This is a genomic window from Dysgonomonadaceae bacterium zrk40, assembly GCA_016916535.1.
Taxonomy (GTDB): Bacteria; Bacteroidota; Bacteroidia; order Bacteroidales; family Dysgonomonadaceae; genus Proteiniphilum.
On record CP070276.1, the window covers coordinates 2933319 to 2948326 of the forward strand.

Genomic DNA, 15008 nt, shown 5'->3' on the forward strand with positions numbered 1-15008 from the left:
TCGGCCATGTACAAAGATACAAAATAAGGAGAAGCAAAAAAGCATTCAGAAAAAAAAGTCCTGTTTCTCCGAAAAGAACAGGACAGGTATGATTCTGTTGATCATTTGAGCCACAAGCGAGGATCGAACTCGCGACCTACGCGTTACGAATGCGTTACTCTACCATCTGAGCTATTGTGGCCTTTAATCAGAGTGCAAAAGTAAAAAAAAAAATGAGATATGCCAACCGATGCACTCATTTTATCAAACAAAAACGGGCAGCATTGCTGCCGCCCGTTTTATGAATTATTTGTTGTAATTTATTTCTTTGCTTCCAGCTCTTTCTTCTGCTGTTGGTTGCGCATGATGGTGAAGGCCACCGGTGAAGCAACAAACAAGCTGGTAACAGTACCCACAACCACACCCACCAGCATGGCGAATACGAAACTTCTCACTGCGTCTCCACCGAAGAAGAGAATGCAGATGATTACCAGGATGGTGCTAAGACCGGTGTTGATGGTACGGGCCAACGTTGCGTTCATTGAGTCATTGAAGAGCTCCCTCAATCCCCGTTTGGGGTAAAGGTGCATATACTCGCGCACACGGTCGAATACCACCACCTTGTCGTTAATCGAATAACCAACGATGGTGAGGATTGCTGCCACGAAAGTCTGGTCTATTTCCATAGAGAAGGGCATCACCTTCCAGAGAAGAGAGTAGAGGCCTATCACTGCGAAGGCATCAATGGCAAGGGCTGCCACGGTACCCAGTGAGAATGACCAGTTACGGAAGCGGGAGAGGATGTAGAGACCCATACAAATCAGTGCAATGGTGAGCGCCAGGAAGGCGTTGCGGATCATATCCTCTGCAATGCTCGGACCCACCTTCTGTGAGCTAAGAATATGGTCGTCTATCTCTTGTCCCGGTGTGATGAATTCCTCAAGTCCTTCACCCAGAAGACCCCGCAACTCCTGCTCCACGTTGTCACCCTCCACATCAATCATATGATTGGTGGAGATGCGTACCTGGTTGCTGGAGCCGATGGTGATGACTCGTACCGATTCACCGAAGTATGGGGTAAGTGCATCTTGTACATCGCCCGTGCGTACCGGTTGGTCGAATCGAACAATGTAATTTCGTCCGCCGGTGAAGTCGATACCCACATTCATCCCCAGGGAGAATAGTGAGATCAGGCTGACTACCACGAAGACGGCAATCACAATCAGGATCTTCTTGCTGTTGTGGATAAAGTCGTAACTGTATTCCTTGAAGATCGCCTTCGAGAATCCGGTGTTGAATGTAAGGTTCAGCCATTTACCTTTCGCGAGGCGGTTTTCATAAACCAGTCGGGTGATGAAGACAGCAGTGATAAAGGAGGCTGCGATACCGATGATCAGCGTGATGGCAAACCCTCGGATGGCGCCTGCTCCAAAGAGTGCCAGGATGATACCGGTGATGATGGTGGTGAGGTTGGAGTCGAGGATCGCCGAGAAGGCATTCTTGTATCCGTCTTCCAGTGCGCGGCGCAGTGTCTTGCCGGCTGCCAGCTCCTCCTTGATGCGTTCATTGATCAGTACGTTCGCGTCGACCGCCATGGCGAGCGAGAGTATCATACCGGCGATACCGGGCAGTGTGAGCACTGCCTGGAAGGCTGCCAGTGCACCCAGGGTGAAGAAGAAGTTGAGCAGTAGTGCTCCGTTGATCACCATGCCGGGGATGAACCCGTATAGCATGATGGTGAAGATGAAGAGCACGATCAGGGCGATGATGAAGGAGATGTATCCATCACGGATGGCTTCCTGTCCCAGTGAGGGACCTACCACATCTTCCTGTACGATACGGACACCTGCCTGCATCTTACCCGACTTGAGCACGTTCTCAAGGTCCTGTGCCTCCTGGGGTGTGAAGTTACCGGTGATGGAAGATCGTCCCCCGTCAATACGGTCGTTCACTGTGGGTGCAGAGTAGACATAACCGTCGAGCAGGATGGCAATCGACTTGCCCACCTCTGCACCGGTGATGGTAGACCAGCGACTGGCGCCGGCGGCGTTCATCGTCATGGTTACTTCCCAAGCCGATCCCTGTTGTCCCTGGTCGGCACGTGCGTTGGTCACCACATCCCCTTCCAGGGCGGGTCCACGCTTGCTGCCATCACCCTTGAGGGCAAAGAGCTGGAAATAGGTCTCCCGGGTATCAACCGGTTTGAATCCCCACTTGAATTGCACATCGGCTGGGAAAACATCTTTGTAGCGACGCAACAGGAAGTTTACCGCTGCGGTATCGAGCTTGGATACGGTACCCACCATGGGGCCTCCCACACCGCTCATGGCGAAGTAGGGTTCGTTGAAGTACTCCACAAAACTCCTGGTGATTTGGATCTCTTCCTCTTCTTCAGAAATTTGTGAAAGTGCACTTGTCTCAGCTTCGAGGAGTGCAACCGAGTCGGCAGCTACTGTAGCTGTGGTGTCGGGAAGAGCTGAGCGTTTGGCCATGGCATATTCAGCAGAACGGGCATTCATCTCGTTGAAGAATGCACCCAGCTCATTGACATTGTAGGTCTTCCAGAACTCCAGGTTGGCGCTTCCCTGTAGAAGGTTGCGCACACGCTCAGGTTCTGTAATGCCGGGGAGTTCCACCAGGATGCGTTCGGCACGGTCGAGGCGCTGGATATTGGGAGCTACGACACCGAAACGGTCGATACGGGTAGCCAATACATTGAATGAGTTGTCGGCAACACTGGCAAGTTCACTGCGTAATACAGAAATGACTTCGCTGTTGCTGGCTGTGGGACTGACCCGTTCGCTCATGGTGACACTGTAAATGTTGGCCAGCCTGCCTTCGGGGTTGATTCGTTCGTAATTTTGCTGAAAAAGCGAGATAAAGTCTGCTGAACTGCCCCGACGGTTCTCCTTGATGGTTTCCGACAGTGCCTGGTTGAACTGAGGGTCGTCGGTGTTGGCCAGTGAGCTGAGCACCTGTGCGGCATTGATCTCGAGCACCACGTTCATACCGCCCTTGAGGTCAAGACCCAGTCCGATCTCTTTCTCACGCACCTGTTTCAGTGTGTAGTTCAGGTACACTTTCTCAGTAGACAATGAATCAAGATACTGATTCTTCAGTGATAAGTCTCCATTTGCGTATTGATCCGCTTTCTTGTTGTACTGCCTTCCCACCACGGTGAAGGAGAGGTAGAACAAACAGATTGCCGTCAGGATCAAACTGAAGACTTTAATGAATCCTTGGTTTTGCATTTCAATATTACTTTTTGTTTACAATTTGTTAGTTTGCAGTTTGTTAACCGGTGTTTGCGAATTAAGATCCGGGCACGTAGCAGGCCCCTTCAATTTTAGCGTGCAAATATACGTTTTTTTTATCTTTTTAAGAACAATATCGCCGGATTATTTTCTGAGAGCTAATCCGGCGATATGTTTGGTTGTAATGCTTGGCTGCTTATTCAATAAATCCTCTGTTCTTTAAGAGGTAAACCGGATCTGGTTCTGCACCGCGGAACTTCTTGTAGAGCTCCATCGGATCAGCAGTGTTCCCTTTTGAGAGTACATGCTCACGGAAGAGGCGAGCTGTCTCCTGGTCAAAGATCCCTTTCTCTGCGAAGGCCTGGAAAGCGTCGGCGTCCAGCACTTCCGACCAGAGATAGCTGTAATAGCCGGATGCATATCCTTCCGGACTGCTGAAGATATGGGAATAGTAGGTGCTCTTGTAGCGGGGAATGATTTGGTCGATCAGTCCGATCTTATCCATGGATGCTTCTTCGAAGGTGTTCACGTCATATGTCTGCTCTTCTGTTTGGGTGTGGTAATCCATGTCGAGCAACGCTGCTGCTACGAATTCGGCAGTAGTGAAGCCCATGTTGAACTTGCCTGCAGCTACGATCTTTTCGATCAGCTCGTCGGGTATCACCTCGCCGGTTTCGTAATGCTTCGCATACATCTTCAGTACTTCCGGCTTGAAAGCCCAGTGCTCCATAATTTGCGAGGGGAGTTCTACGAAGTCGCGCGCAACGCTGGTGCCTGAAAGACCTTGATAGGTCACCTTCGACAACATGCCATGCAGGGCATGACCAAACTCATGGAAGAGGGTCTCCACGTCATCTAAAGAGAGAAGTGAGGGGGTATCGGCCAGTGGCTTGGTGAAGTTACCCACGTTGTAGATGATGGGGCGGATGTCTTCTCCATCGCGGGTGGTCTGCTGGCGGAAGCTGCTCATCCAGGCACCGGCACGCTTGCTGGCACGGGGGAAGTAATCAGTGTAGAAGAGGGCAACGTGAGAACCATCGGCATCGGTCACCTCATAGGTCGCAACCTCGGGATTGTAAACCGGGATGTTGTCCAGTTTCTTGAAGTTGAGTCCCCACAGCTTGTTGGCGACCATGAAGACACCTTCACGCACGTTCTCCATCTTAAAGTAGGGGCGCAGCTCCTCTTCATTCAGGTTGTACTTCTCCTGACGCAGCTTCTCGGTGTAGTACCACCAGTCCCATGAGGCCAGCTCTATGTTGGCACCTTCGCGATCGGCGATGGCCTGCAGCTCGGCTGCCTCTTTCTTGGCCTGGGGAAGGGCATACGCCCATACGTCATTCAGCAGCTTGTAGACATTCTCCTCGTTCTTGGCCATCCGCTCTTCCAGTGCATAAGCAGCGAAGTTTTTGAAACCAAGAAGCTTGGAACGTTCCAAGCGCAGGTTCACGATTTCGTTGATCAAGTTCTTGTTGTCGAACTCGTTGTCGTTGTTGGCACGAAGGTACATTGCCTTGTAAAGCTCTTCACGCAGGTCGCGGTTGTCGGCGTATTGCAGGAAGGGGATCCAGCTGGGTTTGTGCAGCGTGAAGACCCATTTGCCTTCCTCGCCGGCAGTGGTTGCGGCTTCGGCCGCCGCGCTGATCACGCTCTGGGGCAGTCCGGCAAGGTCTGCTTCGTTGTCGATTACCAGTTTGTAGTTGTTTGTCTCCGCCAGCACGTTGTTGTTGAACTGGATGGTGAGCGCGGAGAGCTGCTTGTTGATCTCTCGTAGCCGTTCCTTACCCGCTTCGTCGAGCATGATGCCAGACCGAACGAAACTCTTGTAGTTCTGCTCCAGCAGACGGAACTGCTCCGGGGTGAGATCCAGTGAGCCAGCATTATCGTAGAGTGTTTTAATCCGTTCGAATAACTTTTCATTCAGACTGATGTTGTCGCCGTGGGATGTAAGCTTGGGCGACATCTCGGCCTTGATCTGCTGCATCTCCTCGTTGGTGTCAGTGCCTTCCAGGCCGTAGAAGACCGACGAAACCCTGTCCAGCACAGCTCCGCTGTTGTCGAGAGCCAGGATGGTGTTCTCGAAGGTAGGTGCATCGGGATTGTTGACAATAGCGTCAATCTCCTCAACCTGTTGAGCCATGCCGGCTTCAAAGGCGGGGACATAATCCTCAACCGTGATCTGGTCAAACGGGGGTGCACCATAGGGGGTGTCGAACTCACTCAGGAAGATGGCTCCTTTCTCGGTGGCTTTTTCCTGGTTGTTACATGCCAGTAATGTCATACTTGCTAATGTGATTAATAGTACTTTTTTCATACGATTTATTGATTGCTTTCTTTGGTGAATGGTTCTTGGTTGTTATATGCAAAGATAGCTATTTTTCTTTTTGGACGAATTATAATCAACACAAAATCAGGGTATGTTTTGTTTGTTGACAGCTATCAGATCATCCACTGTTTATAAAAAATGTTAAATAATATGCGTTTCCTCTTGTTTACATTCCGCATCGGTAAAAAGTGATTATATTTGTGATATCATAATAATATCATTATAAATCCGATTATGGAGACAAAAGAGTTCAGTTTTAAAGGTGCTAAAGTGAATGGTTTTTTGATGTTGTTCCTAATGTTGTTGCTTTTAGGGGTGAATGCATGGTTGTATACCCAACCTCTCTGGGGTATCATTTCCGGTATTGTGTTGTCGTTCGTCTGGCTGATCATGCTGGCCGGTTTTACCAAACTGGAGCCGAATGAGTCTGTTGTCATGATCTTCTTTGGAAAGTACAAGGGGGTTTTGAAGGATACCGGTTTCTTCTGGGTGCATCCCTTTATGACCAAGAAGAAGCTTTCAATGCGGGCACGCAACCTGAACGTGAATCCAATCAAGGTAAACGACAAGGTGGGTAACCCGGTACTGATTGGCCTGGTACTGGTCTGGAAGTTGAAGGATACCTACAAGGCGATGTTCGAGATCGATGCACAAACCATGGCCTCCTCCAAACCGGCCAAGGAGGGAGTTCCGACCTATTCGGTGAGCAAACAGATGGATGCCTTTGAGAACTTCGTCTCTGTGCAGAGCGATGCAGCACTAAGACAGGTAGCAGGTCAGTATGCCTACGACAACAACGTGGTGTCGGACAACGAGCTCACCCTTCGTTCCGGTGGCGATGAGATCAATGAGGATCTGCTGAAGGAGCTGAACATCAGGCTCGACATGGCGGGCATCGAGATCGTGGAGGCACGCATTAATTATCTCGCCTATGCTCCCGAGATTGCTGCTGTGATGTTGCGGCGCCAGCAGGCGGAAGCGATCATTTCCGCCCGCGAGAAGATTGTGGAAGGAGCAGTGACAATGGTGAAGATGGCACTCGACCGAATCGAGGATGAGAGCATCGTGGAGCTCGACAGTGACAAGAAAGCTGCAATGGTGAGCAACCTCCTGGTGGTACTCTGTGCCGACGAAGCTGCACAGCCGGTACTGAACACAGGTTCGTTGTACCAATAATCAAACAAAGGAGCGAATGAATGCCTAAGAAGGAGAAAACAACAAAGAATTTTGCCCTGCGACTCGATGCAGATACCATGGCAGCCCTAGAGAAGTGGGCTGCCGATGAGTTCCGCAGCGTGAACGGACAGATTCAGTGGATACTGGATCAGGCGCTCAAGAAAAGAGGACGCGTGAAGTAAAATATTAAATTGGAAACTTCATTTACATATTTACCTTCTGAGAGATGCAGATCAGAGGTATTGTGTATTGAACGAGGGTGTATTCACATTGTGATACATCCTCTTTTGCATTATTTAACTATGCGATTTAGTTAAATAACTATATTGAGTAGTTTTACAACTAAAAATGTTAGTTATATTTGCGGCATTGATTATAAAAGTGGAGTATAATGAAAGAATTGACAGCAAAAGAGGAAGAGGTGATGCGTTATTTTTGGGACAAGGGGAGGTTGTTTGTGAAACAGCTCCTGGAGTTGTATCCCGATCCAAAACCACATTTCAACACACTATCCACCTACGTGCGTTCACTCGAGGAGAAGGGTTTTTTATCACATGAGTCGTTTGGTACAACTTATCGTTATTTCAAGGTGATCAGTGAAGATGAGTATCGCAATGGCACGCTGAAAAATGTGGTGAAAAAGTACTTCGGTAACTCATACCTGAGTGTGGTCTCATCGCTGATCAAGGAGCAGGATCTCACTGTGACAGAGGTTAGAGAGTTGTTGGATGAAGTGGAGAAGTTGCACAATAAACAGTGATTGCCATGGAAAATCTTCTCTATTATTTGCTTCGTGCATCAGTTTCAATGGTCCTTTTTTATAGTTTCTACAAACTGTTTTTCGGTAAAAACACCTTCCACGCTATCAATCGTTTCGTGTTGATTGCGCTAGTGCTGTTAACAGTTCTGCTTCCATTGTTCCGATTCAATTTACTCCCTGAATTGAGCAGAATGACTATTTCTGATCATCCAACGTGGGATTTGTCAAACATTCCCATAACCGAGTTTTCAAGTATGACAGCGACACAGCCGATGTTCCCCTGGAGAACGTTGCTTCTTGTTGTTTTTGTGGTTGGTTTTTTGTTTGCTGTTTTGCGTTATCTGATTGGATTTTTACAGATCATCGGTATTATTCGGAATTCGCACAAAGTAAAATTGTATGATGGTTCAACTCTCTGTTTGAGTGCCAGAGAGATTGCACCCTTCAGTTGGGTGAATTATGTTGTACTCCACTGTAAAGATATCCCGGAGGAGAATCGGGCAATCATTCAACATGAACAGGCGCATATACATTTAAAACATTCATTCGATATGCTATTTATAGACCTGTTCACCTCATTTTTCTGGTTCAACCCTTTTTCCTGGTTGTTGCGCCGTGAGATACGGTCGGTGCATGAATATCAAGCAGATGCGCAAGTGCTTAATGAAGGTGTCGAAATGAAACAATATCAACTACTATTAATCCGCAAGAGCGTGGGTGAACAAAAGTTTGCACTGGCAAACAATTTCCGTCAGCGCGATTTGCACAAAAGAATTCAGATGATGATGAAACAGAAAAGTGACAAACAGACGAAATGGAGTTATGTGGCAGCATTCCCCCTGTTGTTCCTGGTAATGGTCGCACTCTCCGTTCCGAAATTAAATGCAAGTATTCCCGATAAAGCAATTGAGAAATCACATGAGAAAGCAGTGAAGGAAGGTGAATCAATTATTCTGTCGGAAGATTTTGTTGAATTCTCCAATGGTTCTCTTGAATTGGGGAAGGTGAGAATTGTAGCAAAAGACTCAATTTCAGTATCGGGTAAAGTGAGAGATCAGGCAGACTCAACCCATACCCAGGAGATTGAGATCGAGCATACAAAAATGGAGGATGTGAAAGTGATCGGATATGGATTGATGAATCAGAAAGATCCGATTTCAATTGTCTCGGTTGATGGAGAAGGTGCTCAACCGCTATACATTCTGGATGGCGAAGAAGTTGAGTCGGTCAGTGAAATAAACCCTGACCTGATTCAGGCAATTGAGGTGCTCAAAGATTATGCTGCTACTGAGAAATTTGGCGAAAGAGGCAAAGAGGGTGTCATCATCATCACTACAAAAAAAGATGTGAAAAAGACATTTGACTTCAATGATGAAAATAATCCGCTTTTGATTCTGGATGGTGTGATTCAGGATGCTGCATTTGAACTGAATTCCGTTTCACCCGATGAGATTGAGTCGATAGAAGTGCTCAAGGGAAATTCTGCAGTGAAACTCTATGGTGAGAAAGGGAAGAATGGTGTCATCCTGATTCACCGTAAGAAAAAGGTCGAATGATGTAGTAGGTTGCCGATGAGTTCTGCAACCCCATTGCAGGACTTTGCAGGGACTTTGGCTGGTATCCCCTCATTATCCCCTCATACTTTCATGAGGAGATAATGAGGGGATAACGAATGTAGATAGGCCGAATCCTTGCCAAGAATAGGTGGATTACGCACAGCTCAAGAGGATGTCACAATTTTGCCATGGGCGTATAGGCATCGTGGTAAAAGATCAGCGTGCGTTTCTCTTTTTTTGCCTTGTCGAGGAACCGTTTCTTTTCCTCCATTGCGACAGCCACACTGTTGTCGTAGGCTGAGAGCCAGCTGAGTGCGATGTTGAGTGAGGTGGGCACCACGTCACCCGGGAAGGCATACTTCTCTCCCTCTGTTTCGAAGAGCACCACGATCTGTCCCGGTGTGTGGCCGTCGTAAAGTTCCAGCCGAATCTGGTCATCCAGCACTGTGTCTCCCAGCACGAACTGCAGCTGCCCTGCATCGTAGACCGGTTCGATGTTCTCCGCAAAGAAGGAGCCCTTTTCGAAGAGGGTGGGGTTGCGGTAGTTCTTCCACTGGGTGAGGCTCACCCGGTAGGTGGCGTTGGGAAAGGTGGGAACAGCTTCATTTTTTTCATTCAACACTGTGCTGGCACCGCAGTGGTCGAAATGGAGGTGGGTCAGGATCACATCGGTCACCTCTTCCGGTTCGTAGCCGATCTTCCGGATCTCCTCCACCATGCTCTTCTGGTTGTAGGGTTGAAAGAATTTCAGCCGCGCCTCATGCTTGTCCCCCAGTCCGGCATCCACCAGTATCCGCCGGTTGTCGGTCTCGATGAAAAGGCAGCGCAGCGACATCTCACACATGTTCTTTTCGTCCACCTTGTACTTGGCCGACCAGTACTTTTTCGGCACGGGACCGAACATCACGCCACCATCTCCCAGAAAATAACCCGATTCAATGATATGAAACTTGAGCATATTGTTGTATTTTTGTGGCAAATTTAGTGAAAAGTTTCGGGTGCATTGACACCCCTCCCCAAAACCCTCAGGAATGAAGATCCCCGACAAACAGGAAAATATAGCCGAGTACCTGCTCTACATGTGGCAGACAGAGGACCTGTTGCGTGCCTGCAACCTGGATATCGATCAGGTACAGCGATCACTGATTGATTCTGCCTATGCCACCGATGAGGAGCGGGCGAATGCGCGCGACTGGTACGAGGGACTTATCATGATGATGAAGAGTGAAGGGGTACAGCAGGAGGGTCACCTTCAAATTAACAAGAACCTGATCATCGACCTGACCGATGTGCATCTGCGGCTCCTTAAAGATCCCAAAGAGTCTGAGTACATCGCGCTTTACTACCACACGTTGCCGCACATCGTGGCTTTGCGGGCGAAGGCGGGCGACAAGCAGCTCCCGGAGCTGGAGACATGTTTCACAGCCCTCTATGGTTACCTGCTCTTGAAGCTTCAGAAGCAGGAGATCACTGGAGAGACGCAGGCTGCCGTGGCTCAGATCACCTCATTGTTGCGACTACTGTCAAAAAAGTACCAAACAATTGACCAACAGAAAGAGGAGTAAGCGATGGCCATATTCACCGGAATGAGCAAAGCGTTGGGCGGCACTGAAAAGGAGTCGCAGAAGGAACAGTACTTCTACGGGCTGGTGCAGCTAAGTGTGCTGGTCACCGGCGGTGACGGACAGCTGGGCAGTGCACTCAGGGCACTCACCGGAAGGATGAATTTGCCATTTCGTTTTTACTTCACCGATGCGGGAGAGCTGGACATCACAGATCGGTCGCAGATTGAATCATTTGTGGAGGGGCAGCAGATTCGCTATATCCTCAATTTTGCCGCCTACACGGCTGTCGACAAGGCAGAGAGTGACCGGGAAAAAGCCTATACGATCAATGCCGCCGGTGTGGAAAATATCGCCCGGGTGGCGAAACAGCATGGGGTGAAGGTGATTCATCTCTCCACCGATTTTGTGTTCGACGGCCAATCCTCAGTTCCCTACAGTGAGGAGTCGGAACCCCATCCCTTGTCGGTCTACGGTGAAACGAAGCTGAAAGGGGAGCAATTGTTGCAGGATGAGGGTGGTGAGTGGATCATACTGCGTACCTCCTGGCTCTACTCGGAATATGGTTCCAACTTCGTGAAGACGATGCTCCGGCTGATGCGGGAGAGAGAGCTGCTCAACGTGGTAGACGACCAGTGCGGCAGTCCCACCTATGCAACCGATCTGGCAGAGATGATAATTCATATCCTGCAACAGAGTGAAGCGAATGGTTGGAAGAATGGGCTCTTTCACTTCTCTAACAGGGGCCAAACCAGCTGGTACGGTTTGGCCGATGCGATCAGGAGAATGGCCGGTATCGAAAACTGCAAGGTGGTGCCGGTAACCACGGAGGAGTATCCCACTGATGCGCGTCGCCCGACCTACAGCGTGATGGATCTCACGAAGATCTGTGATAGCTTCCGGGTGGAGATACCCACCTGGGAAGAGGCCCTGCAGCGTTGCATCCAAAATATAAAACAAAGCTTATAGCTTATTGCTTATAAAGAAATGTCATTGAAAAAAGAGATAGAACGCCGGCGGACCTTCGCCGTGATCAGTCACCCCGACGCGGGAAAAACAACCCTGACCGAAAAGCTGTTGCTTTTTGGTGGTGCCATCCATGTGGCGGGTGCTGTCAAGTCGAACAAGATCAAGAAGACAGCTACTTCCGACTGGATGGAAATCGAGAAGCAGCGCGGTATATCCGTGGCCACCTCGGTGATGGGCTTCGAGTATGAGGATTACAAGATCAACATCCTTGACACCCCCGGTCACCAGGATTTCGCCGAAGATACATTCCGTACGTTGACAGCGGTGGACAGCGTGATCGTGGTGGTCGACGTGGCAAAGGGTGTGGAGACCCAGACACGCAGGCTGATGGAGGTGTGCCGCATGCGCAACACCCCGGTAATGATCTTCGTGAACAAAATGGACCGTGAGGGCAAAGATCCTTTCGATATCCTGGATGAACTGGAGGAGGAGTTGCAGATTGCCGTACGGCCGTTGAGTTGGCCCATCGACATGGGAGACAGGTTCAAGGGTGTCTACAACCTCTTTCAGAAAAGCCTCGACCTTTATCAACCCAGCAAGCAGGTGGTTACAGAATCTGTGAAGCTCGGTATCGATTCTACAGAACTGGAGAAACATCTTGGCGAAGAATTGTCGGAAAAGCTGCGTGACGATGTGGAGCTGATCACCGAAGTCTATCCCGATTTTCAAAGGGAAGAGTACCTTGCCGGGCGACTGGCTCCGGTCTTTTTCGGGTCGGCACTCAACAACTTTGGTGTGAAGGAACTTCTCGACTGCTTCGTGGAGATCGCTCCATCGCCCCGACCGGTGAATGCGGAAGAACGGACAGTGGAACCTCTAGAAGAGGCGTTTAGCGGTTTTGTCTTCAAGATACACGCCAATATGGATCCCAACCACCGTTCCTGCATCGCTTTTGTAAAGGTCTGTTCCGGCCGGTTCGAGCGGAACGTCAACTACAAGCATGTCCGCTATAACCGCATGATGAAGTTCTCTTCACCTACCGCCTTTATGGCCCAGAAAAAGGAGATCATGGATGAAGCCTTCGCCGGCGACATCGTGGGGCTGCCCGACAACGGTAACTTCAAGATCGGGGATACCCTGACCGCTGGTGAGGAGCTTCACTTCAAGGGGTTACCCAGCTTTTCACCCGAGATGTTCAAGTACATTGAGAATGCCGACCCGATGAAGTCGAAGCAACTGCAGAAAGGAATCGAGCAGCTGATGGACGAGGGGGTGGCACAGCTCTTCACCAACCAGTTCAACGGGCGGCGCATCATCGGTACGGTGGGACAACTGCAGTTCGAGGTGATCCAGTACCGATTACTGCATGAGTACGGTGCACAGTGCCGCTGGGAGCCGATCAACCTCTACAAAGCCTGTTGGATTGAGAGCGATGATGCGGCGCAGCTCGCCGACTTCAAGAAGCGCAAGTTCCAGTACATGGCGCACGACAAAGAGGGGAGGGATGTCTTCCTGGCGGAATCGAACTACATCCTGATGATGGCGCAGCAGGATTTCAAGGGTATCCGATTCCACTTCAACTCGGAGTTTTAATCCTTCGCCATGTGAACGGTCATCTGCGGGAATGGGATGTTCAACCCATGTGCAACCAATGCTTCGTAGGCCTGTTCATTCAGGTCGAAGGTGACCGGCCAGAAGTCGCTCCCCTTTGCCCATACCTTCAGCGTAAAGTCGATGGAGCTGTCATTCATCTTCACCATCCGGGCGGTAGGCTCAGGATCGTTCAACACCTGCGGGTGTTTCTCCGCGATATCGAGCAGCAGCCGTTTTACCAGTTCCACATCCGAACCATAGTCCACATTGACGGTCAGATCCACACGACGCGTGGCCTGGGTGCTGTAGTTGACGATGTTGCCGGTGGAGAGGGGGCCGTTGGGAATATGGACCGTCTTGTTGTCGAAAGTGGTGAGAGTGGTGTAAAGAATTCCCACCGATTGCACGGTGCCCGCCACGCTTTGTGCCTCGATGTAATCACCACCCCTAAAAGGTTTGTTGAAAAGCAGCATCACCCCGCCTGCAAAGTTGGCCAGGTTATCCTTCACTGCCAGACCCAGTGCCAGACCGATTGATCCGATCAGTGCGACCAGAGAGACGGTCTTCGATCCCACGATGTTGATGATTAGTATAATCAGTGTGGCGAAGAGTGCGAAGTTGAAGATCGTTAGCAGGAAGCTGCGCAGAGCACTGTCTTCCACTTTTTTATTGAGTATTTTTCTGACAAAAAGCTTGTCGATTTGTTTGATGATCCATCTTCCCAAATAGAAGATCAGCAGAGCGATTGCTACCTTTCCGAGCAAGTCGATGCTGCCGGTGAGAAACTGATCAAGCAGTTCCTCGAACTGTCCTGTTTTGATCAATTCGGCTGCGGTGGGTGATTGTTCAACGACTGGGGTTACTGACTCTGTTGTGGCGGTTTCCGCCTGTGCGAATAAGATTTCGTTGGGCATGTAGAATGTTCTTTTTGATTTTACAGTGATTCAAACAAAGATAACAATTTTTTGTTTACATTTGCCCTGATAACGTCACTTCAACCCCTCTATGAGAAAATATTATTCACTGATTATACCCTTTTTATTTTTTACTGCTTCACTTACAGGGCAGGACTACCAAGCTTGGGTGGACCATGCCGCACGCCACATCGAGGCAGACCGGCTCGACAGTGCCGCGATATCGTTGCAGCGTGCCATGTCGCTCGATCCGGTGAATGAGAACAATCCGGTTTTGCTGCTCAACCTTGGAATCATCCAGCGACAGCTGGGGCATACCGATGATGCCTTTGTCTCCTTTACGGCTGCACTGGCAAACAACCCGATACCGGAGGTGGTGCTGCACCGCAGGGCGTCGCTGCTGAGTGAGATGGGCCGCTATGATGAGGCGATTGAGGATTACAGCTCTCTGATTCATCGCTACCCTGATGATGTGGAAGCCTATTACAGGAGAGGAGTACTCTATCTGGAGCAGCATGACAGGCTCAAGGGGGAGGCTGATTTCGTGAAGGCGAATGAACTTGATCCCGATCACTTTTTCACGCATTTAAGCAAGGCACTGCTCTTCAAACTGGAGGACAACTGGGAAGCTGCGGAAAAAATCTACAGTGGGCTGATTGATTCAGAACCCAATCCTGATCCCAGTATTCTGCTCAATCGTGCCGAGTGTTACGTGCATACCGGGCAGACCTTTCGGGCATCGGCCGACCTGCGCAGCGTGGAGCTCTCACAGCGTGACAACCCCTATTTCTACTTCCTGCGGGGCCGCGTACGCCTTGATCAGTTCGACAAGGTGGCGGCCAGGGCAGATTTTAACAAAGCCAGGGAGATGGGATACGATCTGCCCCTGGTAGATGAATGGATCCAAAAAACCAAGTAA

At 49.7% G+C, this 15008-nt stretch carries 12 protein-coding genes and 1 tRNA gene; 8 read left to right on the forward strand and 5 right to left on the reverse strand.

The features are described 5' to 3' along the window. Window positions 1–108 precede the first annotated feature (108 nt). From JS578_12155 to JS578_12165, 3 genes are all read right to left on the reverse strand, one after another. A tRNA-Thr gene (locus JS578_12155) sits at window positions 109–181 on the reverse strand. Window positions 182–299: 118 nt separating this feature from the next. Continuing rightward, window positions 300–3230 carry a protein translocase subunit SecDF gene (gene secDF, locus JS578_12160; protein QRX63593.1) on the reverse strand — a complete coding sequence of 977 codons (2931 nt, stop codon included), beginning with the start codon at window positions 3228–3230 and terminating at the stop codon, window positions 300–302. Window positions 3231–3429: 199 nt separating this feature from the next. Next, window positions 3430–5547 (reverse strand): M3 family metallopeptidase, encoded by a 2118-nt coding sequence (locus JS578_12165; GenBank protein QRX63594.1) that lies wholly within the window; start codon window positions 5545–5547, stop codon window positions 3430–3432. Window positions 5548–5793: 246 nt separating this feature from the next. Here JS578_12165 and JS578_12170 point away from each other — a divergent pair, with 246 nt between their 5' ends. The 4 genes from JS578_12170 (at window position 5794) to JS578_12185 (ending at window position 9051) form a co-directional block, all read left to right on the forward strand. Further along, window positions 5794–6735: an SPFH domain-containing protein gene (locus JS578_12170; protein QRX63595.1), complete on the forward strand. Its 942-nt coding sequence runs from the start codon at window positions 5794–5796 to the stop codon at window positions 6733–6735. A gap of 20 nt (window positions 6736–6755) precedes the next feature. Continuing rightward, on the forward strand, window positions 6756–6917 hold the full coding sequence (locus JS578_12175; GenBank protein QRX63596.1) for an Arc family DNA-binding protein: 162 nt from the start codon (window positions 6756–6758) through the stop codon (window positions 6915–6917). A 209-nt stretch (window positions 6918–7126) separates the two neighbouring features. Further along, a complete protein-coding gene (locus JS578_12180) occupies window positions 7127–7495 on the forward strand; it encodes a BlaI/MecI/CopY family transcriptional regulator (protein QRX63597.1) in 369 nt (122 codons plus the stop codon). A gap of 5 nt (window positions 7496–7500) precedes the next feature. Continuing rightward, on the forward strand, window positions 7501–9051 hold the full coding sequence (locus JS578_12185; GenBank protein ID QRX63598.1) for a TonB-dependent receptor plug domain-containing protein: 1551 nt from the start codon (window positions 7501–7503) through the stop codon (window positions 9049–9051). Between the two features lie 175 nt (window positions 9052–9226). On the opposite strand, the gene JS578_12190 is transcribed toward JS578_12185, so the two are convergent. Then, the gene (locus JS578_12190; GenBank protein QRX63599.1) at window positions 9227–10009 is read right to left on the reverse strand and encodes an MBL fold metallo-hydrolase; all 783 of its coding nucleotides are present in this window, start codon (window positions 10007–10009) and stop codon (window positions 9227–9229) included. Between the two features lie 73 nt (window positions 10010–10082). On the opposite strand from JS578_12190, the gene JS578_12195 reads away from it, so the two are divergent. The 3 genes from JS578_12195 to JS578_12205 are packed head-to-tail and all read left to right on the forward strand — an operon-like array spanning window position 10083 to window position 13175. Further along, a complete protein-coding gene (locus JS578_12195; protein ID QRX63600.1) occupies window positions 10083–10616 on the forward strand; it encodes a DUF4924 family protein in 534 nt (177 codons plus the stop codon). A 3-nt stretch (window positions 10617–10619) separates the two neighbouring features. Beyond that, window positions 10620–11582, forward strand: coding sequence for a dTDP-4-dehydrorhamnose reductase (rfbD, locus tag JS578_12200; protein QRX63601.1), 963 nt, complete (start codon window positions 10620–10622; stop codon window positions 11580–11582). Between the two features lie 18 nt (window positions 11583–11600). Then, a complete protein-coding gene (locus JS578_12205) occupies window positions 11601–13175 on the forward strand; it encodes a peptide chain release factor 3 (GenBank protein ID QRX63602.1) in 1575 nt (524 codons plus the stop codon). On the opposite strand, the gene JS578_12210 is transcribed toward JS578_12205, so the two are convergent. Then, window positions 13172–14089: a mechanosensitive ion channel gene (locus tag JS578_12210; GenBank protein ID QRX63603.1), complete on the reverse strand. Its 918-nt coding sequence runs from the start codon at window positions 14087–14089 to the stop codon at window positions 13172–13174. The two genes, JS578_12205 and JS578_12210, sit on opposite strands and share 4 nt — an antisense overlap. A gap of 91 nt (window positions 14090–14180) precedes the next feature. On the opposite strand from JS578_12210, the gene JS578_12215 reads away from it, so the two are divergent. Then, window positions 14181–15008, forward strand: coding sequence for a tetratricopeptide repeat protein (locus JS578_12215; GenBank protein ID QRX63604.1), 828 nt, complete (start codon window positions 14181–14183; stop codon window positions 15006–15008).

What these genes read in the sequence shown, in the direction of transcription:
- rfbD (QRX63601.1), top strand. Translation starts at nt 10,620, where the DNA reads ATGGCCATATTCACCGGAATGAGCAAAGCGTTGGGCGGCACTGAAAAG.
- secDF (QRX63593.1), bottom strand. Translation starts at nt 3,230, where the DNA reads ATGCAAAACCAAGGATTCATTAAAGTCTTCAGTTTGATCCTGACGGCA.
- JS578_12170 (QRX63595.1), top strand. Translation starts at nt 5,794, where the DNA reads ATGGAGACAAAAGAGTTCAGTTTTAAAGGTGCTAAAGTGAATGGTTTT.
- JS578_12190 (QRX63599.1), bottom strand. Translation starts at nt 10,009, where the DNA reads ATGCTCAAGTTTCATATCATTGAATCGGGTTATTTTCTGGGAGATGGT.
- JS578_12180 (QRX63597.1), top strand. Translation starts at nt 7,127, where the DNA reads ATGAAAGAATTGACAGCAAAAGAGGAAGAGGTGATGCGTTATTTTTGG.
- JS578_12215 (QRX63604.1), top strand. Translation starts at nt 14,181, where the DNA reads ATGAGAAAATATTATTCACTGATTATACCCTTTTTATTTTTTACTGCT.
- JS578_12210 (QRX63603.1), bottom strand. Translation starts at nt 14,089, where the DNA reads ATGCCCAACGAAATCTTATTCGCACAGGCGGAAACCGCCACAACAGAG.
- JS578_12165 (QRX63594.1), bottom strand. Translation starts at nt 5,547, where the DNA reads ATGAAAAAAGTACTATTAATCACATTAGCAAGTATGACATTACTGGCA.
- JS578_12195 (QRX63600.1), top strand. Translation starts at nt 10,083, where the DNA reads ATGAAGATCCCCGACAAACAGGAAAATATAGCCGAGTACCTGCTCTAC.
- JS578_12175 (QRX63596.1), top strand. Translation starts at nt 6,756, where the DNA reads ATGCCTAAGAAGGAGAAAACAACAAAGAATTTTGCCCTGCGACTCGAT.
- JS578_12185 (QRX63598.1), top strand. Translation starts at nt 7,501, where the DNA reads ATGGAAAATCTTCTCTATTATTTGCTTCGTGCATCAGTTTCAATGGTC.
- JS578_12205 (QRX63602.1), top strand. Translation starts at nt 11,601, where the DNA reads ATGTCATTGAAAAAAGAGATAGAACGCCGGCGGACCTTCGCCGTGATC.